Raw genomic sequence first — 22,381 nt, forward strand, 5'->3', positions numbered from 1 at the left:
AATGTCCGGCCACTCCAAATGGGCGACGACGAAGCACAAGAAGGCCGCGCTCGACGCCAAGCGCGGCAAGCTGTTCGCGAAGCTCATCAAGAACATCGAGGTGGCGGCCCGGACCGGTGGCCCAGACCCGGACGCCAACCCCACCCTCTTCGACGCCATCTTCAAGGCGAAGAAGAACTCCGTGCCCAACGACAACATCGAGCGGGCCCGCAAGCGCGGCGGCGGCCTGGAGGCCGGCGGCGCCGACTGGCAGACCATCATGTACGAGGGCTACGCCCCCGGCGGTGTCGCCGTGCTCATCGAGTGCCTCACCGACAACCGCAACCGCGCCGCCTCCGAGGTGCGCGTCGCGCTGACCCGCAACGGCGGCTCGCTGGCCGATCCCGGCTCCGTGTCCTACATGTTCAACCGCAAGGGCGTCGTGATCGTGCCCAAGAACGGGCTCGACGAGGACACCGTGCTGATGGCCGTGCTCGACGCGGGCGCCGAGGAGGTCAACGACCTGGGCGAGTCGTTCGAGGTCGTCTCCGAGGCCGGTGACCTGGTGCCGGTGCGCAAGGCGTTGCAGGAAAACGGGATCGACTACGACTCGGCCGAGTCGAGCTTCCTGCCGACGATGAGCGTGCCGCTCGACGAGGAGGGCGCCAAGAAGGTGTTCCGGCTCATCGACGCCCTGGAGGACAGCGACGACGTCCAGAACGTCTATGCCAATTTCGACGTCGCGGACGACGTGCTGGCGGCGCTCGACTGACATCGCGGCGAATCCGGGCTGACGTTTTCCGCCGGCCCGGGAGTCGAGGGTTTCTCGGGTCTGAGAAGTTCGCCGGCCCGGGAGCCGAGGGGTCCTCGGGTCTGAGAAGTTCGCCGGCTCGGACGCGGCGGACTCGGGGCTCCGCGCTCCGGCGGCTTTCCCGTGCGAGATGCGGCGCGGGGCCGCGGCGGCGTAGGGTCGGGCGACGTGACCTCCCCCATTCGTTCTCCTCAGGCACCCTCTCCCGCGCTCGGCTGGCTGCTGGCCGCCCCCGCGTTACTCGGCACCCTGATCTCGCTGGTGCTGCCGACGGGACAGTCGATCTGGCTGAGCTTCCAGAGCGGCGGCGTGCTCAAAGAGGCCACCTTCACCGGTTCGTCCAACTACACCGAGTTACTGGGTGGTGGCGACTGGTGGCGGGCGCTGGGCTTCACCGTCTCGGTGACCCTGCTGCCGCTCGTGGTGGCCCTGGTGGTGGGGCCGCTGCTGGCCGCGGCACTCGACTGGGGCGGCACCTGGGTACGGTGGGCCGGCCGGGTCGTGCTGTCGCTCGCCGTCGTCACGTTCTCGCCGGTGGCCGTGGCGATGGGCTGGATCCAGGGCATGGATCCGTCGGCGTCCGGCGTGGCCACCCTGGTCCAGGGGCTCCGCGAGCCGGTGACGGCGCCGGGGGCGATGCGGCTGCTGGTCGCGGCCGCCACCTTCGGGGTGGTGTGCGCGCTGGCGACCATGGCGTTCCTGCCCGCGTTGCGCGGAGGGCGGGTGGTGCCCGCGATGCTCGTCGTGGCGGCGCTCGTCGGGCTCACCATGATCGCGGTGGGGCTGCAGGCCTTCTCGATCGCGTTCGTGCTCAGCCGTGGCGGGCCTGAGCGCACCACAGAGACGCTCGCGCAACTCCAGTACACCAAGGCCTTCGCCCACGCCGATTTCGGCGCTGGTGCGGCCGTGGCGGTCCTCACGGGGGTGATCCTGGGGGTGCTGGGCATCGTGGCCACGGTCATCGCGGTGGTCTCCCGGCTGAGCATCACGGTGACCGCGCGGGCCGGCGCCGGGGCGGGTCCGGAGCCTCAAAGGGTTGCGCAGGGCGCGCCTGGATCCCCGGCGTTCCAGCAGGGCCCGCCCGCTTTCCAGGGTCCGCCGGCTTTCCAGGGACCGTCTGCTCACCCGGACCCGCCTGCTTTCCAGAGTCCGCCTGCTCACCAGGACCCGCCCGCTTTCCAGGAGGGCTTGCCGGAGCGTCGGCCCGGGGCGGTGGGGATCGCCGTCGGGGTGGTGGCGCTGGTCGTCGTGGTGGCGCTCGCGCTCGTGTTCACCTGGCCCTGGATCGACGGGGTGCTGGGCCGGTCCGGCTTCCAGGGCAGGGGCGGCCCGGAGATCGGCCTGCGTACCCACGTGAACACCTGGGTGCCCGCCGTCGTGGGCGCGATCATCTCGGTGAGCGTCGCCTACCTGGGCGCTCTTGGCATCGGCGGGCTGCGGCCGCTCGGGCGGCGCAGTGAGTGGCTGCTGCTGGCGTTCGCCCCCTGGCTGTTCGTCGGCCCCGCCCCGCTCGCCGTCGCCAACTGGCAGAACATGCGCAACCTCGGCGTGCTCGACTCCTTCTTCTCCCTCTTCCCGCCGCTGCTCGTGAGCGTCCCGGCGCTGCTGGTGCTCACGCTGCTGTGCAAGGGCCTGGCCGAGCGCACGGACCGCGACTTCTTCAGCGGCGTGTTCCTGCCCTCGCTCCCCATGGCGGGCATCCTGGCCGGGGGCGTGACCCTGCTGAACGCCCACGACCTGCTCTGGCCGCTGCTGGTGGCCCAGGACAACACCCTCTTCCCCACGCCCGTCGCGCAGGTCGCCGGGCTCAGTTCGTACGGCGCCGGCGCGCCCGACGTCGGTGCGGCGACACCGCTGGTCGTGGTCGCCGTCGCCGTGATCGCCGTGGTGGCCGCGCAGCTGTGGTACCTCGACAGGCTGGCCGTCACGCTGGGCGGTTCACGGCCGCGTACGTCGGCGTAGCCAGCGTAAATTGTGTGGTTGTGGACATTCGCGATGTGACTCCTGATGACCTTGACGACGTCATTGACCTGCGTAAGCGCTCGTTCGGTCCGATGTCGGCGGCCGACATCGACAGGTGGCGCCGGGCCGTGCTCCCGGTGCTCGAACAGGGCCGCTACGTGGGGGTGTTCGACGGCTCCCGGCTGGCCGGAGCGGCCCGGTTGCGCCAGTTCACCCAGTGGTGGCACGGCAGGCCGCAGCCGATGGCCGGGATCGCCGGCGTCACCGTAGGCCCGGAGGACCGCGGGCGCGGCGTCGGCACCCGGCTCATGCGGGCCGTCATCCGCCGGGGAGCGTCCCTCGGCGACGCGGTGTCCGTGCTCTACCCGGCCACCACGCCCATTTACCGCTCGGTCGGCTACGAGCACGCCGGCGCGCGGCACCTCGTGACGCTCCCGGCCGAGGCGCTGCGCACGATCCGGCCGGCCACGGACGTCAAACTGCGCAGGATGGGACCGGGCGACGCCGCCGAGGTGATCTCCCTGCTGCACCGCGTGCACGGTGCCGCCCGCGCCAGCGGACCCGCCTCGTGGAACGCGGACACCTGGCGCCTGTGGCTCGGCAACCAGGACGACTTCCTCTACCTCGCCGACGACGGCTACGTCATCTACCGCTGGAGCGGCGGCGACATCGAGGTTGAGAACCTCGTCGCCGGGTCGGAGGAGACGCTCAGGGCACTGTGGTCCCTTGTGGGCAGCGCGTCGTCGGTCGCCGAGCACGTCGTCGCCTCCGTGGCGCCGGACGACCCCGTGCTGTGGCTGCTTCGGGAGTGGTCAACGGTCAAGGTGCGGCAGGTGCGGTGGATGTTCAGGGTGCTGGACGTGGCCGCGGCGGTCGAGCGCAGGGGCTATCCGGAGCACGTGACGTGCGACGCGGTCGTCAGTGTGACCGATCCGGTGCGGGGCGGGGGCACGTGGCGGCTGGAGATCTCGGGCGGATCGGGCGCGGTCACACCGGTGACCTCGGCGGACGGGGTTCAGCTCAGCGTGAACGGCTTCTCCGCCCTGTACGCCGGAATCCCGGCGGCGACGCTGCGACTCAGCGGGCTCATGTCCGGAGATGACCGATACGACGAGGCACTCGACTCGGCCTTCGCGGCGAAGCCGTACATGCTTGAGTACTGGTGACGGGCGTTTCCCGGTGCACGGCCGGGCCCGCCGGGGTAAAGTCTCGTGCCGAACAGGTGTTCGGCGGCGTGGGGAGCAGGCCGGTGCGGGTGATGGGCGTCGATCCGGGGCTGACGCGGTGTGGCCTGGGCGCTGTCGACGGGCGCCCCGGCGCGCCGCTGACATTGGTGGCGGTCGGGGTGGTGCGCACCGGCGCTGACGAGGAGCTCGGCGCGCGGCTCGTCGGCATCGAGGCCGGGATCGAGCGCTGGCTCGACGACGTCCGTCCCGACGCGGTCGCGGTCGAGCGCGTCTTCAGCCAGCACAACGTACGCACCGTCATGGGCACCGCGCAGGCGGCGGGCATCGCCGTGCTGTGCGCGGCCAGGCGCGGGCTGCCCGTGGCGCTGCACACGCCGTCGGAGGTCAAGGCAGCCATCACGGGCAGCGGCACCGCCGACAAGAAGCAGATCGGCGCCATGGTCACCCGCTTACTGCGGCTGTCGGAGATGCCCAAGCCCGCCGACGCGGCCGACGCGCTGGCCCTGGCCATCTGCCACGTCTGGCGCGGCGGCGCCCAGCACCGCCTCGCCGCGGCGCTGGCCAAGGCCCGGGGCAAGGACCTCAAGCCGTGACCGGCCCGGCAACGCGCAGAGAGCCGGTGATGGCGGGTCCTGACCTCCAGGTCCAGCAGCGTCGCACACCCAGGACCGAGGCGATGCCGGGTGCCGGGCCGGTCGGACCGGACGAGAGCGGTGCCGGCCGATGATCGGGATGACGGCGGGTGTTCGGGTGGAGATTCCGGCAAGGGTCGGTATCGAGGTGACCGGGATGAGGACGGGCGGGGGCTGGTGGCCGGAATGATGGGGAGCGGGACGACGGTGGGAGGGGCGCTGTGATCGCGTCAGTGGCGGGCAGGGTGACGGCGATCGCGCCCGACGGGGCCGTGATCGAGGTCGGCGGGGTCGGCATCCTCACCCGCTGCACTCCGGGCACCCTCGCCACGCTGCGGATCGGTGAGGAAGCCCGGCTGGCCACCTCGCTCGTGGTGCGCGAGGAGTCGCTCACCCTCTACGGGTTCGCCACCGACGACGAGCGGGCCGTGTTCGAGCTGCTGCAGACGGCCAGCGGCGTCGGGCCCAAGCTGGCCCTGGCGATGCTCGCCGTGCACACGCCCAACGCGCTGCGGGTCGCCGTGGCCAGTGCCGACCTCAAGGCCCTCACCCAGGTGCCGGGCATCGGCCAGAAGGGAGCGCAGCGCATCGTGCTGGAGCTGAAGGACCGTCTCGGCACGCCGGAGGAGGCGGTCAACGCCGCGCTCAACGGCGAGCGGCGGGCGGCGGCGTGGCGCGAGCAGGTCCACTCGGGTCTGGTGGGGCTGGGCTATTCCAGCAAAGACGCCGACGAGGCCGTCGCCGTCGTGGAGCCGGACGCCGACGCCGACCTCCTGGCCGGCCGCCAGCCACAGGTGGCCGCCCTGCTGAAGGCGGCACTACGAGCACTGAGCGTACGATGATCACCACCCACGCCCCCACCCCACCCGGCGGAGCCCACCCAGCTCCGCACACCAGCCTCCGCCCGGCTCCGGGCGGCTTGGTTCGCCCGGTTTCGCGAGTCGGAGCCCATCCGGCCCCGTGCGGCGGAGCCGACCTGGCCTCGCATGCCGGCCTCCGTCCGGCTCCAGGCGGGTGGGTCCGCCTGGCTTCGCGAGTCGGAGCCCATCCGGCCCCGCCCGGCGGAGCCCACCCGGCCCTGCATGCTGGCCTCCGGCCGGCTCCAGGCGGCTTGGTTTGCTCGGCCTCGCACGTCGGAGCTCATCTGCCCCCGCACACCGGAGCCCATCCGGACCCCGGCATCGGAGCCCGTCCGGCCCTGCACACCGGAGCCTGCGCCGCTTCAGGCGGCGGGATCTGCTCGGCTTGGCGCGGTGAAGCACGGTCGGCTTCAGGTGGCGGGAGTCGCCTGGCTTGGCGTGGTGGTGCCCGCTTGGCTTCAGGTGGCGGGAGTCGCCTGGCTTGGCGTGGTGGTGCCCGCTTGGCTTCGGGTGGCGGGAGTTGTCTGGCTTGGCGTGGTGGTGCCTGCTCGGCTCCAGGTGGCTGGGTCTGCTCGGCTTCGCGCGGCGGAGCCGCCTCGTGCGGCGGAGACCGGTCGGCTTCGGGCGGCGGAGACCGGGCAGCCTCGCGTGGGGGAGACCGGTCGGTCTCGTGTGGCGGGGGTCGGTCGGTCTCGTGTGGCGGGTTGGTGTGGTGGGGTGGGTGGGGTGTCGTCAGCTTGGGGGCGGCCGAAGGGAGGTGCCGGCGTGGGGATCGAGCGTGAGCTTGTCTCGCCCGATGCCGAGGGCGACGAGCTGCAGATCGAGGCGGCGCTCCGGCCCAAGCGGCTCAGCGAGTTCATCGGCCAGGGCCGCGTGCGCGAGCAGTTGTCCCTCGTGCTCGAAAGCGCCCTGCGGCGCCGGCGGCCCCCCGACCACGTGCTGATGAGCGGTTCCCCCGGCCTCGGCAAGACCACCCTTGCCATGATCGTCGCGGCCGAGCTCAACGCGCCGCTCAGGATCACCTCCGGCCCCGCGCTGGAGCGCGCGGGCGACCTCGCCGCCATCCTGTCCACGCTGAGCGAGGGCGAGGTGCTGTTCATCGACGAGATCCACCGCATGGCCAGGCCCGCCGAGGAGATGCTCTACCTCGCCATGGAGGACTTCCGGGTCGACATCGTCGTCGGCAAGGGCCCGGGAGCCACCGCCATCCCGCTCGACATCGCACCGTTCACGCTGGTCGGCGCCACCACGCGGGCCGGGCTGCTGCCCGCCCCGCTGCGCGACAGGTTCGGCTTCACCGCGCACATGGACTTCTACGAGGTCGGCGAGCTTGAGCAGGTGCTCTACCGATCGGCCACGCTGCTCGGGGTCACGCTGCCCGGCGACGGCGCCCACGAGATCGCCAGGAGGTCCAGGGGCACGCCCCGCATCGCCAACCGGTTGCTGCGGCGGGTGCGCGACTTCGCCGACGTACGCGCCGAGGGGCTGATCAACCGGGAGATCGCCTCGGCCGCGCTCAACCTCTACGAGGTCGACGCCGAAGGGCTCGACCGGCTCGACCGGGCGGTGCTGGGCGCGCTGCTGCGCAAGTTCGGCGGCGGGCCCGTCGGCCTGTCGACGCTGGCGGTGGCCGTGGGGGAGGAGCCGGAGACGGTCGAGGTGGTGGCCGAGCCGTTCCTCGTACGCCAAGGGCTGCTGGCCAGGACCCCTCGGGGCCGCGTCGCCACCGCGTCCGCGTGGAGCCACCTCGGTATGACCCCGCCCCCGGGTGCGTTCGGAGCCGCTCTTTCCGACTGATCACAGAACGGTTGCAACCATCCCGATTCGGGAACTTCCCCGCGCGCCGAAACGCTGCCTCGTTGCCGCGTTTCGCAACAAGCGCCTACACTCCGTGGCTTGGCTGGCTGTGTAGGCTGACGGGCTGAGCGGCACGGCCCGAGGCATCATTCGGAATTTCCGGCGCGAGGCCGGTGTCAACTCCTTGTACGAACATGGAAGGTCGCCCCTATGGACATGGGACAACTCGGTAGCATCCTGCCGCTGATTCTGCTGGTGGTGGTGTTCTACTTCCTGCTGATCCGCCCCCAGCGCAAGCGCCAGCAAGAGGCGATCAAAATGCAAAACTCCCTTTCGCCCGGCGCGCGAGTCATGACCACAACTGGCCTGTTCGGTACCGTGGTCGCAGTGGACAATGAGGACGTGGTCATCGAGATCGCTCCCGGGATCGAGACCCGCTGGGTGAAGGCCGCCATCGGTCGCGTCGTCACCCCCGGCGATGCGCCGTCGACCGTCGAACCGGCAGGTCAGGAGTCCGGGCTCGGGGAGGATGACGACAGGGGGTCCGAGGCCGCCGTGGATCGCAACGGAGACCAGGACTCCAGCACCAAGCAGTCCTGACTAAGCTCTGCGACAAACCTCTATCTGAAAGAATCGACGACCAGTGGCCCGACCGACCAGCAGCCACAGCCGACCGGGGCGTACGCTCCTCGTGCTTCTGGCGCTCATCCTCGCCCTGGGCGGGACGATGCTCTTGCAGAAGGCGTTCACGCCCAAGCTGGGACTCGACCTCGCCGGCGGCACGACGGTGACTCTGTCCCCCGTGACTCTGAACAACGCGGCTCCTCCGGAGGAGATCCTCGACCGCGCGGTCAACATCATCCGCGAGCGAGTCAACGGCACCGGAATCTCCGACGCGGAGGTCGCCAAGTCCGGCGACAACATCATCATCTCGATCCCGGGCGTCGGGCAGAGCGAGGCCATTGCGCTGGTCGCCACCACCGCGGAGCTGCGCTTCCGCCAGGTGCTCGCCATGGAGCCCACGCAGGTGCCGCAGCAGCTGGCCACCAACGCGCCCACGCCGAGCGGGTCGGGCTCGCCCAACGCGCCGGCCAGCCCGCAGCCTTCGGACTCGGCCAGCCCGGCGGCCTCGCAGTCGGCCGGCGTGCCGAAGCCCAGCACGTCCCCGACGGGCAAGGCACTGTCGTCCGCGCTGACCGCGCCGTCCCCCGCCACGTCACCGTCCGAGGCCCCCTCGGCCACGCAGAACGGCCAGCAGCAGAACGGCCAGCAGCAGGGCGACCAGCAGCAGGGGCAGCAGGACGGCAAGAAGGGCCAGGACGCGAAGGCCTCGCCGACGGCGTCCCCGTCCGGCCAGCCCAGTGAGCCGCCCGCCCAGGATCCCAACACCGGCATCAACACCGAGGGCATCGACCCCACGGTGCTGGCCCAGTACAACAAGCTCGACTGCGCCGACCCGAAGAACCGCGGCCAGGGCGTCCAGGACGACCCGAACAAGCAGTACGCGGCCTGCGAGACCGACGGCAGCTACAAGTACGTCCTCGACGTCGCCAAGGTCGTCGGCACCGACATCGACACGGCCTCGGCGGGCGTCCAGCAGGGCACCACCGAGTGGGTCGTCCAGCTCGACTTCAAGAGCAAGGGCGCGGGCGAGTGGAGCAAGCTCACCACGGCCGCGTACAACTCCCCGGAGCCGCGCAACAAGGTCGCGGTCGTGCTCGACGGCGTCGTCATCACCGCCCCCAACATCATCAGCCCGATCCCCGGCGGCCGGGCCGAGATCACCGGCGGCTTCGACCAGATCAGCGCCACCAACCTGGCCGACCAGCTCAAGTACGGCGCGCTGCCGCTGAAGTTCAACCGCAGCTCGGTCGACACGGTCTCCTCGACGCTGGGCCAGGACCAGCTCCAGGGCGGCCTGATCGCCGGCCTGATCGGCCTCCTGCTCGTGGTCGTCTACTGCATGCTCTACTACCGCGGTCTGGGCATCGTGGCGGTGCTGAGTCTGGTCGTCGCCACGATCCTCACCTACACCGCCGTGGTCGTGCTCGGCCACAACGCCGGCTTCCGGCTCTCGCTGCCGCACATCATCGGCCTGGTGGTCTCGATCGGCATCACCGCCGACTCCTTCATCGTGTACTTCGAACGCATACGTGATGAGATGAAGGAGGGCCGGCGGTCGCTCAGGGCGGCCGTCGAGGTGGCCTGGGTCCGTGCCCGGCGCACGATCCTGATCGCCGACGCCGTCATGTTCATCGCCGCGATCGTGCTCTACTTCCTGGCGGTGGGCGGTGTGGCCGGGTTCGCCTTCGCGATGGGCCTGACCACGCTGATCGACATCGTGGTGGTGTTCCTGTTCACGAAGCCGTTCATCGCCCTGCTGGCAAGAATGAAGTTCTTCGCCAAGGGGCACCCGCTGTCGGGTCTGGACGCCGAGCGCATGAGCGAATCGGGTTCGACCGGCCGCACGACCACTCCGCAGGAGGCCTGAGATGGGACTGGGGCGCCGCCTCTACCGAGGCGAGATCGACGTCGACTTCGTCGGCAAGTGGAAGCTCTGGTACAGCCTGTCGGGTTTCCTGCTGATCATCTCGCTCGCGGGCTTGCTGATCAATGGGCTCAACCTGGGCGTGGAGTTCAGGGGCGGCACGGTCTTCACGTTCAAGTCCGAGCAGGCCAGCGTCGAGCAGGTCCGCCAGACCGTCCTGGACGGGGGCGTGCACCAGGCGATCGTCCAGTCGGCCGGCACCAACGGCTGGCGGGTGACCACCGAGAGCCTGCCGGAGAACACCCGGGAGCAACTGCAGTCCCAGATCGCCCAGGACTACAAGACCCCGGTCGGGCAGGTCAGCGTCCAGGCCATCGGCCCGTCCTGGGGCGGTGAGGTCTCCCAGAAGGCCTGGATCGGCCTGGCGGTCTTCATGGTCGCGATCATCCTGTATCTGTCGATGGCGTTCGAGCCGAAGATGGCGCTGGCCGCGATCGTCGCGCTCATCCACGACCTCGTCATCACGGCCGGCATCTACGCCTGGTCGGGCTTCGAGGTCACGCCCGCGACGCTGCTGGGCTTCCTGACCATCCTCGGTTATTCGCTCTACGACGCGGTCGTGGTGTTCGACATGATCAAGGAAGTCACGGCCAAGCTGGGGCACACGTCGAAGCAGACCTACTCGATGGCGGCCAACAACGCGCTCAACCACACGCTGATCCGGTCGCTGAACACCTCCCTGGTGGCCATCCTGCCGGTGGCGGCCATCCTGTTCATCGGCACCACGCTGCTCGGCGCGGGCACGCTGAAGGACCTGTCGCTGGCGCTGTTCGTGGGCATGATCGTCGGTACGTACTCGTCGCTGTGCGTCGCCACGCCGCTGCTGGTGACGCTCAAGGAGCGGGAGCCGAAATACCAGGCCATCGCCCGGCGGCTGGCCTCCACAGGCGGTGGGAAGGGTTCCAAAAGCGCAGCGGTAGCCAAGGGTTAGCCCGTCTGCGGCACGCACGTCGCGGCGCCCCCGGTCCCTCGGGCCGGGGGCGCCGCCGCGTCCAAGCCCCTGACAAGCCCTGTACGGGGCTTATGCCGCCTTGGGGCAACCCTTACCGGATGGGGACTTATCCGGCCCTGTGGAACGGCTGTGGCACCGCAGAGGCCACCCAGGGGGCTCTTGCAGCGCCGCGGAGGGCGTCCCGGTGGACTTCTGTAGGGCCGCGGGGGAGTTCCGGGGATCCCTGTGGTGCTGCGGAGGGCGTTCCGCGCCACTCCTGTTGTGCTGCGGAAAGTGCTCTGGGGGCGCGGGGACGTCACCGGTGGCGGGGGTCGGTGACCTCGCGGGTCTGGGAGGGCGGCTCCGGGAGGGGGCGGGATGCAGCATCATGGTGCCCGGCATATGGCCGGTAGGAATGCGAGGGAATCCATGAGTGAGCTGAGCACGATGATCCTTGACCGGATCAGGGACGTCCCCGACTACCCCACGCCGGGCGTGCTGTTCAAGGACATCACCCCGCTCCTGGCCGACCCCGTCGCGCTGGTGGCCGTGGTGGACGCGCTGGCCGGGCAGCACCAGGTGGACAAGATCGTCGGCATCGAGGCGCGGGGGTTCATTCTGGCCGCTCCCGTGGCGTACCGGTCGGGGGCCGGGTTCGTACCGGTCCGCAAGAAGGGGAAACTGCCCGCCGCGACCCTGGAAGAGTCCTACGATCTGGAGTACGGCTCCGCGACCCTTGAGGTCCACCGTGACGCCTTCGCCCCCGGCGACCGTGTGCTGATCGTCGATGACGTGCTGGCCACGGGCGGCACGGCCAAGGCGACCGTGGAGCTGGTGGAGAGGGCCGGAGCCGAGATCGCCGGCATAGCGGTGCTCATGGAACTGGCCTTCCTGAAGGGACGTGAGCGGCTGCAGGGAGTGGATCTGCGCTCCCTCGTGATCGTCTGAGTCGGGCCCGCGACGGTCCAGGCACACCACCTGGATACACTTGGGGGATCTGGACTCGAAGGCGAGGAGCATTGGCGGAGGGAGCCATTGCATGAGGAGTCTGTGTGCCCCGTGATGTGGTCGCGCCCGACGTAACCGACCCCGGCAATGCCGAGGCGGCGGCCGGCGTTCCAGCGGTGCGTCGAAGGCGGTTTGGGGGTGGGGCCATGAATCCGGTGCTGGAGCCGTTGTTCCGGACGGTCCGGGCCACCCACCCCAAGGCGGATCTGCGCGTCATCGAGCGCGCCTACGACGTGGCCGCCTACCACCACCGCGACCAGAAGCGGAAGTCCGGTGACCCCTACATCACCCACCCGCTGGCCGTGGCCACCATCCTGGCCGAGCTCGGCACGGACGACGAGACGCTCTGCGCCGCGCTGCTGCACGACACGGTCGAGGACACCGCCTACAGCCTCGACGAGCTGCGCGGCGACTTCGGTGACACGATCGGGTCCCTGGTCGACGGCGTCACCAAGCTCGACAAGGTCAAGTTCGGCGACGCCGCGCAGGCCGAGACGGTGCGCAAGATGGTCGTGGCGATGTCCCGCGACATCCGCGTGCTGATCATCAAGCTGGCCGACCGGCTGCACAACATGCGGACCATGCGCTACCTGCCCGAGCACAAGCGCCACCAGAAGTCACGCGAGACGCTGGAGATCTTCGCCCCGCTCGCCCACCGCCTGGGCATGAACACGATCAAGTGGGAGCTCGAAGACCTGGCCTTCGCGATGCTCTATCCCAAGCGCTACGACGAGATCGCGCGCATGGTGTCGGAGCGGGCCCCGCGCCGCGACCTGTTCCTGCAGGAGGTCATCGAGAAGGTCTCCGGCGACCTGCGCGAGGCCAAGATCCGGGCCGTGGTCAAGGGCCGGCCGAAGCACTATTACTCGGTCTACCAGAAGATGATCGCCCGCGACGTGGCCTTCGACGACATCTACGACCTGGTGGGCATCCGCGTGCTGGTCGACAGCGTACGCGACTGCTATGCGGCGCTCGGCACCATCCACGCTCGGTGGAATCCGGTGCCGGGGCGGTTCAAGGACTACATAGCGATGCCCAAGTTCAACATGTACCAGTCGCTGCACACGACGGTGATCGGTCCCGAGGGCAAGCCGGTGGAGCTGCAGATCCGCACCCACGCGATGCACCACAGGGCCGAATACGGCGTGGCCGCGCACTGGAAGTACAAGGAGGAGGTCGGCACTCCCGGGCCCACGGGCAAGGTCAAGCCGGGCAGCGACATGGCCTGGCTGCGGCAGCTCCTCGACTGGCAGAAGGAGACCTCCGACCCGGGCGAGTTCCTGGAGTCGCTGCGGTTCGACCTGTCGGTGTCCGAGGTCTACGTGTTCACCCCGAAGGGGCAGGTCATCGCCCTGCCGGAGGGGGCCACGCCGGTCGACTTCGCCTACGCCGTGCACACCGAGGTCGGCCACCGCTGCATCGGCGCCCGGGTCAACGGGCGGCTGGTGCCGCTGGAGTCGCGGCTGGGCAACGGCGACACGGTGGAGATCTTCACCTCCAAGTCGCCGGACGCCGGGCCGTCGCGCGACTGGCTGAAGTTCGTCAAGTCGGGCCGCGCCCGTAACAAGATCAGGCAGTGGTTCTCCAAGGAGCGCCGCGAGACCGCGATCGAGGCGGGCAAGGAGGCCATCGGCCGCGCCATGCGCAAGCAGGGCCTGCCGCTCCAGCGGCTGATGTCCGGCGAGGCGCTGCTGGCGCTGGCCCGTGACCTGCGCTATCCCGACGTGTCCGCGCTCTACGCGGCCGTGGGGGAGGGCCACGTCGCGGCGCAGGCGGTCGTGCAGAAGCTGGTGGCCTCGATCGGCGGCGTCGACAGCGCCGAGGAGGACATCGCCGAGACCTCGCTGCCGACCCGGCTGCGCGGCCGCCCCCGGGGCGGTGGCGGCGCGGGTGTGGTCGTGGCGGGCGACGCCGACGTCTGGGTACGCCTGTCGAAGTGCTGCACCCCGGTCCCCGGCGACGAGATCGTGGGGTTCGTCACCCGGGGCCACGGCGTCTCGGTGCACCGGGCCGACTGCACCAACGTGCAGCAGCTCAAGGAGCAGCCCGACCGGCTGGTGGAGGTCAGCTGGTCGCCGAGCGACGACAGCGTCTTCCTGGTGGCGATCCAGGTGGAGGCGCTCGACCGGCCCCGGCTGCTGTCCGACGTCACCCGTACGCTCTCCGACCAGCACGTCAACATCCTCAGCGCCTCCGTCACGACCTCCCGCGACCGGGTGGCGATCAGCAAGTTCACGTTCGAGATGGGCGACCCCAAGCATCTGGGCCACGTCCTGAAGGCCGTACGCAGCATCCAGGGCGTCTTCGACGTCTACCGGGTGAGCGGCGCCGGGGGCTGACCGGCCACGGAGCCCGCCGGGCCCGGCGACGCGAAGGGGTCGATGCCCGCCGGGCCCGGGTGGAGTGGGAAGGCGCTCGCTAACCGGCGAGGCTGGGGAGGTTGACCACGATCGCCTCCTGGGTGCTGCGCGCGATCACCACCACCGCTTCCTGGGACGGGTCCGGGTTTTCCTCCCGGTGCGGGACGTAGGGCGGGACGAAGATGTAGTCCCCGGGACGGGCGTCGTGACGCCGCTCCTCGCCGTCCTCCAGGAACACGAACGACGGCGTGCCGCTGACCACGTAGATGGCCGTCTCCGAAGCCCCGTGGTGGTGGTCGGAGGAGCGGGTGGCGGGGGCCACGTGGGTCTGGCCCATCCACAGGCGCGACGACCCGGCCGTGGCGCCGCTGATGGCGGCCAGCCGCCGCATGCCGGAGCTCTGCGCCGTTTCGCCCGAGAGCTCTCCTGCGGCGATGTGACGCAGCGGCCGGTGGAACGGGTCACCCTCGGCCCGGTAACCCTCCCAGAGGCGCCCTCCAGCCCGCTCAAGCACCTTTGAGGCGACCGCCGTCAGGCGCGCGGGGTCGTCGTGGGCGGAGAGGAGCTCGTCGGCCAGCGCCGGATCGTGCGCGCGCAACTCGCGCAGCAGCCACTTGCCGCTGCCCTGCCACCTGCGCCCCACGCCCAGCGCCGCCCTGGCGGCCGCCTGGACGACCTCCCAGCGGATGAACGCCTGCTCGCCGGGATCGGTCGTGCCCGCCAGGTCGTCGAGCAGGTCGGAGAGCCCGTAACGGGCCCGCTCGGTCTGGGCGGTCGTCAGGCCGCCGGGACCGGCCGCCAGCCGCTCGCCGAGGGCGGTCTGCAGGTCGCTGGCCCGCCCGCCGGTGCGGTCGGTCACGACCGCGCCCTCGGCGCACATGCGCGCCAGGCTCGGCTGCCGCCGCTCGAAGTCCTTGTCGAGGTAGGCGGCCAGGCTGGTCTCGCTGTGCACGAACAGGTCCACGGGCCAGCCGCGCCAGCGCAGCGACTCGCGGTAGGGCCGCGCCAGGCCGTCGAGCACCACAACGACGTCGAGGTCGGAGGTGCTGGTGCGGCTTTCGGTGAGCACGCTGCCGCCGACGAAGGCGTACATGGCCCCCGGGAACATCTCCTCGACGAGGGCACGCGCGGCGCTGACGGGATCCATACGGCCAGCCTAGAGCCACGCGGCGTGACCGCGTGGCTCTACAGCCGACCGCGTGGCCCCGAAGCTCTCGCGCCGAAGAACGCTCAGCTGAATTCGGTCAGCGTGCGCTCGGCCTCCTCCAGCCACGAGCGGCGGGCGATCAGGGCCTCCTCGGCCTCCTTGATGTCCTTGGCGCGACCGGCGGCCTGCGCCTTGGACAGGCGCTTCTCCAGCTGCTCGATGGAGGTGCGGAGCTGGTCGACCGTGCTCTGGGCGCGGGCCCTGGCCTCGGGGTTGGAGCGCTTCCACTCGGCGTCCTCGGCCTTGCGCACGGCCTCGTCCACCTTGCGCAGCCCGCCCTCCAGGCGGTCGCGCTGCTCGCGCGGCACCGGTCCGGCGGCCTCCCAGCGCTCCAGGACATGCCGCAGGGTGTTCCTGGCCGTGCGTACGTCCGTGACCGGCAGGATCTTCTCGGCCTCGGCCAGCAGCTCCTCCTTGACCTGGGCGTTGGCGGCCAGGGAGGCATCCCGCTCGGCGAACACCGCGGAGCGCGCCTGGAAGAACTGGTCCTGGGCACCCTTGAAGCGGGCCCACAGCTCGTCCTCGGCCTCGCGCGAGGCCCGGCCCGCGTTCTTCCACTGCTGCATCAGCTCGCGGTAGATCGCCGCCGTGGCCCCCCAGTCGGTCGAGTCCGCGATGGCCTCGGCCTCGGCGACGATGCGCTCCTTGGCCGCGCGTACGCCCTCACGCTGCTCGTCGAGCCCCGCGAAGTACTGCTTGCGACGCTTGGCGAACGCCGTACGGGCGGCCGAGAGCCGCTTCCACAGCGCCGCCTCGGTGACCCGGTCGATGCGGTCGGCGGCCTTCCACTCCTCCACGAGCTGGCGCAGCCGCTCGCCACCCGACTTCCAGTGGGTGGTCTCGTCGGCGATGCGCTCGGCCTCGGCGACGATGCGCTCCTTGACCGACCTGGCCTCGGCCCGGGCGTGCTCGCGGGCCGCCTTGACCTCCTCCCGGCGCTGGCCGACCAGCTCGGTCAGGCCGTCGAGCCGGGCCGTCAGGGCGGCCAGGTCGCCGATGGCATGGGCGTCGGCGACGGCCTCGCGCAGCTTGACGATGCTCGCCTCGGCCTGCGCCGGAGCCAGGTCGGTGCCTCTGACGCGCTGCTCCAGCAGTTGCACCTGCCCGGCCAGCTCGTCGTACTTGCGATGGAAGTAGGCCAGTGCCTCTTCGGGTTCACCGGCCTGCCAGGAGCCGACGGCCCGCTCTCCCTCAGCCGTACGCACGTAGACGGTGCCGTCGTCGTCTACCCGGCCCCACGGGTCGGTGCTCACCGTGTCCTCCCGCACATCCATCAGACCCTTCGGGACTACTTCGTCCCTAGTTTGTATTACGTCAGCTCTTGCCGGCGATTGTCACGTCTTTGATTTCGACGGTTTGCTTAGGTGCCCCAGTCCCGTCCCCCATGTCGGCTATGACGCCTGCTTTGTTCACCTTGTCCAGGATGTCGAGCCCCTTGGTGATCGTACCCACCGGCGTGTAATCCGGGGTGAGCCCGATGTCTCCGAAAACGAGGAAGAACTGGCTGCCCGTGCTGCCCGGCGCCTGGGTTTTGGCCATGGCCATCACACCGCGCTTGTACTGGGCACCCTGGAGGTTCTCCTCGGCCATCACGTAGCCGGGGCCGCCCGCGCCGTCCTGGCTCTTGCCGTCGGCCTTGGCCGTCGGGTCGCCGCACTGCAGCATCGGGAACTGCGCGCTGCCGAGCCGGTGGCACTTGCTGCCGTTGTAGAAGTTCTTCTTGGCCAGGAACTCCAGCGAATTGGTGGTGCAGGGCGCCTTGGCGTTGTCGAGATCGACCACGATGTCGCCGAGGTTCGTCTTGAGCGTCATCTGCTTCGTCGCGGGCGTGGTCTTGACCTTGGTCGGCGGCATGCCGACGTCCTTGACCTGACCGCCCGACGAGTCAGGGACGTAGTCGCAGGTGCCCGCGGCCGCGTCATAAGGCTTGGGCCCGGTGCTCGGCGATGGCGCCGCGGTGTCCGCCGGGGACGCCGCGGGTGCCGAGGGTGAGGCCGCCGCATCCGTCGCCGTGTCACCGCCGCCCAGCAGCGCGACCGCGGTCACGATGCCGCCTATCACGATCACGACGCCCACGGTGGAGCCGATGATCGCTGTGCGCTTGGCCTTCTGCTCGCGCTCGGCGCGGCGTTGCATCTGCCGCTCGTGGTGCTCGCGTGCCAGCTGCCGCTGCCGGTCCTTCCCCGTGGTCACCGCTTTGCCTCCCATAGTGAATCAACTGAGGTGGGCGAATCGTATCGGCCAACGGGTAATGATTCGCAGCCCGGCGACCCGCACCGGTACCCTTCGGTTACATTCCCATTGGCTTTTTGACGAGATCACCTGAGGCAGATGCTCATCGCAGGCTTCCCCGCAGGGGCCTTCCAGACCAATTGTTACGTCGTCGCGCCCGCCGCCGGCGAGGAGTGCGTGATCGTCGATCCGGGCCAGGACGCGACCGACGGCGTCGACGACCTGCTCCGCGAGCACCGGCTCAAGCCGGTCGCGGTCCTGCTCACGCATGGTCACCTCGACCACGTCTGGTCGGTGGCCCCGGTCTGCGGCGCGCGTGACGTCCCCGCGTGGATCCACCCCGACGACCGCCATCTGCTGAGCGACCCGGCCGCGGGCTGGTCCGACACGAGCGCGCAGCTGTTCGGCGGCCTCACCCTGAGCGAGCCCGACGACGTGCGCGAGCTGTCCGACGGCGCGGTCCTGCGGCTCGCGGGCCTGGAGCTCGTGGTCGACCACACGCCCGGCCATACCAGGGGGTCGGTGAGCTTCCGGCTGCCCGACGACGAGATCATGTTCTCGGGTGACCTGCTGTTCGCCGGCTCCATCGGCCGCTCCGACCTTCCCGGCGGCGACTACGCGACCCTCCTGCGCAGCCTGGCTACCAAGTGCCTGACCCTGCCTGACGATACGGTCGTGCTGCCGGGCCACGGACCACAGACCACGATCGGCCGCGAGCGCGCCGCCAACCCATACTTGAAAGAGGCGGCACCGCACGCCGGTCCCACACGAGGGATCTAATGAGTTTCCAAGCACCGAAAGGCACCTTCGACTGGCTGCCACCCCGCTCAGAGCGGATCCTGGCCGTCCGGGAGGCGCTGACCGCACCGCTGCGGGCGGCGGGATACGGCTACATCGAGACGCCCGTGTTCGAGGACACGCAGCTGTTCGCCAGGGGCGTAGGCGAGTCAACGGACATCGTCTCCAAGGAGATGTACACCTTTCCCGACAAAGCGGGACGTTCCCTGACGTTGCGCCCCGAGGGCACGGCTCCGGTCGTGCGCGCGGTTCTCCAGCACAACCTGCACAACGGTCAGCTTCCCGTGAAGTTGTGGTACTCGGGAAGTCAATTCCGCTACGAGCGTTCGCAGAAGGGCCGTTACCGCCACTTCTGGCAGGTCGGAGTCGAGGCGCTGGGATCGGAGGACCCGGCGCTCGACGCCGAGATCATCATGCTCGGCGTGCGCGGCTTCGCCTCGCTCGGCCTCAAGGGCGTCAGGCTGCTGCTCAACTCGCTGGGCGACAAGACGTGCCGGCCCGCCTACCGCGCCGCCCTGCAGGAGTTCCTGCGCGGGCTCGACCTCGACGAGGACACCAGGGCCCGGATCGAGATCAACCCGCTGCGGGTGCTCGACGACAAGCGGCCCGAGGTGCAGGCCCAGCTCACCGGCGCGCCCCTGGTCGTCGACCACCTGTGCGCCTCCTGCAAGGCCTACCACGAGGAGGTCCGCGGCCTGCTGGCCGCCGCCGGGATCGCCTTCGAGGACGACCCCCGGCTGGTGCGCGGGCTCGACTACTACACGCGCACCACGTTCGAGTTCGTGCACGACGGGCTCGGCTCGCAGTCGGCCGTGGGCGGCGGCGGGCGCTACGACGGGCTGAGCGAGATGCTCGACGGCCCGCCGCTGCCCGGCGTCGGCTGGGCGCTGGGCGTCGACCGCACGTTCCTGGCCATGGAGGCCGAGGGGCTGGTGGACGACACGGCGGAGTCGCGCGTCCAGGTGTACGGTGTCCCGCTGGGTGACGACGCGCGCCGCCGGATGTTCCTGCTCGTGAGCGAGCTGCGCGAGGCGGGTGTCAGCGCCGACATGGCCTTCGGCGGCAAGGGGCTCAAGGGAGCGATGAAGGGCGCCGACCGTTCGGGTGCCAGGTTCGCGCTGATCCTGGGCGAGCGCGACCTCGCGGCCGAGGCCGTGCAAGTGAAGGACCTGACCACCGCCGAGCAGACCGAGGTGCCGTTGGCCCAGGTCGTCGATGTCTTGAAGGGGAAAGTGCAGTGATCCGCCAGCCGGCGCGCGCCGGGTCGCCGCCTCCCCTCTCCTACCCGTACGAAGGGAAAGTCCAGTGATCCGCACGCATACCGCCGGGTCGCTCCGCGAGGAGCACGCCGGGCAGCAGGTGACGCTCGCAGGATGGGTGGCCCGCCGCCGTGACCACGGCGGCGTCGTCTTCATCGACCTGCGTGACGCCTCCGGCTCGGCGCAGGTGGTCTTCCGCGAGGAGGACCACGCCCACGACCTGCGCGCCGAATACTGCGTGCAGGTCGAGGGCCAGGTCCGGGTGCGGCCCGAGGGCAACGAGAACCCCGATCTGCCCACCGGCGCGATCGAGGTCGTGGCCGACCAGGTGATCGTGCTGAGCGAGGCCGCGCCGCTGCCGTTCCCGATCGAGGGCAACGTGGGCGTCTCGGAGGAGGCGCGGCTGAAATACCGCTACCTCGACATCCGCCGGCAGCAGGTGGCGAGCGCCATGCGCACCCGCTCCAAGGCCACCTACCTGGCCAACGAGGTGATGCACGAGCTCGGCTTCGTCTACGTCGAGACGCCGACGCTGACCCGCTCCACCCCGGAGGGCGCCCGCGACTTCCTGGTGCCGGTCCGCCTGCAGCCCGGCAACTGGTACGCCCTGCCGCAGTCGCCCCAGCTCTTCAAGCAGCTCCTCCAGGTCGCCGGCCTGGAGCGCTACTACCAGCTGGCCAAGTGCTACCGCGACGAGGACCTGCGGGCCGACCGGCAGCCGGAGTTCACCCAGATCGACGTCGAGATGTCCTTCGTGGACCAGGAGGACGTCATCGAGGTCGGCGAGAAGCTGATCGGCCGGCTCTGGCGGGAGATCGTGGGCTACGAGATCCCGACGCCGCTGCCGCGCATGACCTATGCCGACGCGATGGCCCGTTACGGCTCCGACAAGCCCGACCTGCGCTTCGGCCAGGAGCTGGTCGAGATGACCGACTACTTCGCGGACACGTCCTTCCGCGTCTTCCAGGCCGCCTACGTCGGCGCCGTGGTCATGCCGGGCGGAGCCTCGCAGACCCGCAAGGAGCTCGACGGCTGGCAGGAGTGGGCCCGCTCGCGCGGCGCCAAGGGCCTGGCCTACGTGCTGGTCCAGGAGGACGGCACGCTCGGCGGCCCCGTCGCGAAAAACCTGTCGGAGCAGGAGATCTCCGGGCTGGCCGCCAAGGTCGGCGCCAACCCCGGCGACGCCGTCTTCTTCGCCGCCGGCGCCCCGAACGCCGCCCGCGACCTGCTCGGCGCGGCCCGGCTGGAGATCGGGCGGCGCTGCGGGCTGATCGACGAGTCGCTGTGGTCGTTCCTGTGGGTGGTGGACGCCCCCATGTTCGAGGAGGACGGCGAGGGCGGCTGGACGGCCGTGCACCACCCGTTCACCGGGCCGAAGCCGGAGTGGGCCGACAACTTCCAGGACCACCCCGGGCAGGCGCTGGCCTACGCCTACGACATGGTGTGCAACGGCATGGAGATCGGCGGCGGCTCGATCCGGATCCACCGGGCCGAGATGCAGCAGCGCGTGTTCGACGTCCTGGGCATCTCCAAGGAGGAGGCGGAGAGCAAGTTCGGCTTCCTGCTGGAGGCGTTCAAGTACGGCCCGCCGCCGCACGGCGGCATCGCCTACGGCTGGGACCGCATCTGCATGCTGCTGTCCGGCGGCGACTCGATCCGTGACGTGATCGCGTTCCCGAAGACGGCCTCCGGCTTCGACCCGCTCACGGGCGCGCCCACGCCGATCACCACCGAGCAGCGCAAGGAGGCGGGCGTCGACGCCCAGCCCAAGCAGTAACGGCGCGAAACGGGTGCGGCGGGCGTGGAGAACGCCCGCCGCACCCGTTTCCGGCGGGTCAGGAGAAGGTGATCCGCTTGATGATCACCGGGTTCTTGGGGGCGGTGGTGCCGCCGTCGCCGGTGATGTCGTCCGGGTTGACGATCAGGTCCTGGCCGCTCTTGGCCAGCCCGAGCAGCATGTCCATGCCCTCGCTGACGACGCCGACGACGTTGTAGCCCGAGCCGATCTCGGTGTTCTCGTCCGACAGCGAGATGGCGAACTGGCTGTTGTTCCTCCCCATGGCGTCACCGGCCTGGGTCATGAACACCACGCCCTTGACGAGCGGGACGTCGGCGTTCTCGTCGCCGTAGACGTAGCCCGCGGTGCCCTGACCGTCGGTCGGGTTCAGGCCGTCGGCCTTGGCCTGCGGGTCGCCGCACTGGAGCAGGTGCACGCCGGCCACGTCGGGCGTGACGAGGCGGTGGCACTTCATGTCGTTGTAGAACTTCTTCTTCGCCAGGAAGCTCAGCGAGTTGACCGAGCACGGCGCGGCCGAGGTCATGAGATTGATCCCGATCGGGCCGTGGTTGGTGACGATCGTCATCTTCTTGAGCTTCATGTTGGGCTTCTTGCCCGGCAGCCCGACGAACTTGTTCGGCACCGAGTTGTCCCGCTTGTACGTGCAGGTCACCGAGCCCGTCTGGGTCGGCGTGGCCGACGGCGTGGGCAGCAGCCCGCTCGTGCTGGCACTGGGGGAGGCGGACGCGCTGGCCTCCGCCGCCGCCTGCCCGCGGTCATTGTCGACGAGCGTGGTGGCGGCGAAGATGCCACCGGCGACCACGACCACGGCCACCCCGGCGCCGATGAAGGTGTTCCGCCTCCCCTTCGAGGTCTGTTCGGCCGCGCGCTTCGCCTGCCGCTCCTTGTGTTCGCGCGCCAGCTCGCTCTTGCGGTCGTCGTCGCCGCTCACCGCTTGTCTCCTTCATCTTTGCCGACACATGACCAAACAACTCCGCGAATGCTACCGGCCTCCGAGATCTGACTGACATAA

At 70.2% G+C, this 22,381-nt stretch carries 18 protein-coding genes; 14 read left to right on the forward strand and 4 right to left on the reverse strand.

Annotation, left to right across the window (positions count from 1 at the left end; translation table 11 throughout):
* Window position 1: 1 nt before the first annotated feature.
* The 11 genes from BLS95_RS43010 (at window position 2) to BLS95_RS43060 (ending at window position 14,054) form a co-directional block, all read left to right on the forward strand.
* Window positions 2-751, forward strand: coding sequence for a YebC/PmpR family DNA-binding transcriptional regulator (locus tag BLS95_RS43010; RefSeq protein ID WP_090945375.1), 750 nt, complete (start codon window positions 2-4; stop codon window positions 749-751).
* Between the two features lie 207 nt (window positions 752-958).
* Window positions 959-2,752: a carbohydrate ABC transporter permease gene (locus BLS95_RS43015; RefSeq protein WP_143044121.1), complete on the forward strand. Its 1,794-nt coding sequence runs from the start codon at window positions 959-961 to the stop codon at window positions 2,750-2,752.
* A gap of 20 nt (window positions 2,753-2,772) precedes the next feature.
* Complete coding sequence (locus BLS95_RS43020) at window positions 2,773-3,918, forward strand: GNAT family N-acetyltransferase (protein ID WP_245765641.1); 1,146 nt, start codon at window positions 2,773-2,775, stop codon at window positions 3,916-3,918.
* An 83-nt stretch (window positions 3,919-4,001) separates the two neighbouring features.
* Window positions 4,002-4,532, forward strand: a complete 531-nt coding sequence (gene ruvC / locus BLS95_RS43025; RefSeq protein ID WP_090945457.1) for a crossover junction endodeoxyribonuclease RuvC — start codon at window positions 4,002-4,004, stop codon at window positions 4,530-4,532.
* Window positions 4,533-4,792: 260 nt separating this feature from the next.
* Window positions 4,793-5,413, forward strand: a complete 621-nt coding sequence (gene ruvA / locus BLS95_RS43030) for a Holliday junction branch migration protein RuvA (RefSeq protein ID WP_090945378.1) — start codon at window positions 4,793-4,795, stop codon at window positions 5,411-5,413.
* Between the two features lie 783 nt (window positions 5,414-6,196).
* Window positions 6,197-7,228, forward strand: coding sequence for a Holliday junction branch migration DNA helicase RuvB (gene ruvB / locus BLS95_RS43035; protein ID WP_090945379.1), 1,032 nt, complete (start codon window positions 6,197-6,199; stop codon window positions 7,226-7,228).
* Window positions 7,229-7,438: 210 nt separating this feature from the next.
* Window positions 7,439-7,828, forward strand: coding sequence for a preprotein translocase subunit YajC (gene yajC / locus BLS95_RS43040; RefSeq protein WP_090945380.1), 390 nt, complete (start codon window positions 7,439-7,441; stop codon window positions 7,826-7,828).
* A 91-nt stretch (window positions 7,829-7,919) separates the two neighbouring features.
* Window positions 7,920-9,719, forward strand: coding sequence for a protein translocase subunit SecD (gene secD, locus BLS95_RS43045; RefSeq protein WP_090945381.1), 1,800 nt, complete (start codon window positions 7,920-7,922; stop codon window positions 9,717-9,719).
* A gap of 1 nt (window position 9,720) precedes the next feature.
* Window positions 9,721-10,707, forward strand: a complete 987-nt coding sequence (gene secF / locus BLS95_RS43050) for a protein translocase subunit SecF (RefSeq protein WP_090945382.1) — start codon at window positions 9,721-9,723, stop codon at window positions 10,705-10,707.
* Between the two features lie 429 nt (window positions 10,708-11,136).
* Entirely contained in the window at window positions 11,137-11,655 is a 519-nt protein-coding gene (locus tag BLS95_RS43055; RefSeq protein ID WP_090945383.1) for an adenine phosphoribosyltransferase, read from the forward strand.
* Window positions 11,656-11,861: 206 nt separating this feature from the next.
* Complete coding sequence (locus BLS95_RS43060; protein ID WP_090945384.1) at window positions 11,862-14,054, forward strand: RelA/SpoT family protein; 2,193 nt, start codon at window positions 11,862-11,864, stop codon at window positions 14,052-14,054.
* A gap of 79 nt (window positions 14,055-14,133) precedes the next feature.
* Here the strand turns inward: BLS95_RS43060 and BLS95_RS58525 are convergent, their stop codons facing one another.
* The 3 genes from BLS95_RS58525 to BLS95_RS43080 form a co-directional block, all read right to left on the reverse strand.
* Complete coding sequence (locus tag BLS95_RS58525) at window positions 14,134-15,222, reverse strand: cupin domain-containing protein (RefSeq protein ID WP_245765642.1); 1,089 nt, start codon at window positions 15,220-15,222, stop codon at window positions 14,134-14,136.
* An 83-nt stretch (window positions 15,223-15,305) separates the two neighbouring features.
* Window positions 15,306-16,556, reverse strand: coding sequence for a DUF349 domain-containing protein (locus BLS95_RS43075; protein ID WP_176993683.1), 1,251 nt, complete (start codon window positions 16,554-16,556; stop codon window positions 15,306-15,308).
* Between the two features lie 40 nt (window positions 16,557-16,596).
* Complete coding sequence (locus BLS95_RS43080; protein WP_342742823.1) at window positions 16,597-17,475, reverse strand: peptidylprolyl isomerase; 879 nt, start codon at window positions 17,473-17,475, stop codon at window positions 16,597-16,599.
* A gap of 138 nt (window positions 17,476-17,613) precedes the next feature.
* Here BLS95_RS43080 and BLS95_RS43085 point away from each other — a divergent pair, with 138 nt between their 5' ends.
* The 3 genes from BLS95_RS43085 (at window position 17,614) to aspS (ending at window position 21,348) form a co-directional block, all read left to right on the forward strand.
* The gene (locus tag BLS95_RS43085; protein WP_090945386.1) at window positions 17,614-18,294 is read left to right on the forward strand and encodes an MBL fold metallo-hydrolase; all 681 of its coding nucleotides are present in this window, start codon (window positions 17,614-17,616) and stop codon (window positions 18,292-18,294) included.
* Window positions 18,294-19,553 (forward strand): histidine--tRNA ligase, encoded by a 1,260-nt coding sequence (gene hisS / locus BLS95_RS43090; protein WP_090945387.1) that lies wholly within the window; start codon window positions 18,294-18,296, stop codon window positions 19,551-19,553. The genes BLS95_RS43085 and hisS overlap by 1 nt, the downstream gene beginning before the upstream one ends.
* Window positions 19,554-19,617: 64 nt before the next feature.
* The gene (gene aspS, locus BLS95_RS43095) at window positions 19,618-21,348 is read left to right on the forward strand and encodes an aspartate--tRNA ligase (RefSeq protein WP_090945388.1); all 1,731 of its coding nucleotides are present in this window, start codon (window positions 19,618-19,620) and stop codon (window positions 21,346-21,348) included.
* Window positions 21,349-21,406: 58 nt separating this feature from the next.
* Here the strand turns inward: aspS and BLS95_RS43100 are convergent, their stop codons facing one another.
* Complete coding sequence (locus BLS95_RS43100; RefSeq protein WP_090945389.1) at window positions 21,407-22,300, reverse strand: peptidylprolyl isomerase; 894 nt, start codon at window positions 22,298-22,300, stop codon at window positions 21,407-21,409.
* Between the last annotated feature and the right edge of the window lie 81 nt (window positions 22,301-22,381).

The organism is Nonomuraea jiangxiensis, assembly GCF_900099965.1.
GTDB lineage: Bacteria > Actinomycetota > Actinomycetes > Streptosporangiales > Streptosporangiaceae > Nonomuraea > Nonomuraea jiangxiensis.

Coding starts and splice junctions, on each gene's coding strand:
- BLS95_RS43075 (WP_176993683.1), bottom strand. CDS start 16,556: ATGGATGTGCGGGAGGACACGGTGAGCACCGACCCGTGGGGCCGGGTA.
- yajC (WP_090945380.1), top strand. CDS start 7,439: ATGGACATGGGACAACTCGGTAGCATCCTGCCGCTGATTCTGCTGGTG.
- BLS95_RS43085 (WP_090945386.1), top strand. CDS start 17,614: ATGCTCATCGCAGGCTTCCCCGCAGGGGCCTTCCAGACCAATTGTTAC.
- BLS95_RS43010 (WP_090945375.1), top strand. CDS start 2: ATGTCCGGCCACTCCAAATGGGCGACGACGAAGCACAAGAAGGCCGCG.
- hisS (WP_090945387.1), top strand. CDS start 18,294: ATGAGTTTCCAAGCACCGAAAGGCACCTTCGACTGGCTGCCACCCCGC.
- BLS95_RS43055 (WP_090945383.1), top strand. CDS start 11,137: ATGAGTGAGCTGAGCACGATGATCCTTGACCGGATCAGGGACGTCCCC.
- BLS95_RS58525 (WP_245765642.1), bottom strand. CDS start 15,222: ATGGATCCCGTCAGCGCCGCGCGTGCCCTCGTCGAGGAGATGTTCCCG.
- BLS95_RS43060 (WP_090945384.1), top strand. CDS start 11,862: ATGAATCCGGTGCTGGAGCCGTTGTTCCGGACGGTCCGGGCCACCCAC.
- secF (WP_090945382.1), top strand. CDS start 9,721: ATGGGACTGGGGCGCCGCCTCTACCGAGGCGAGATCGACGTCGACTTC.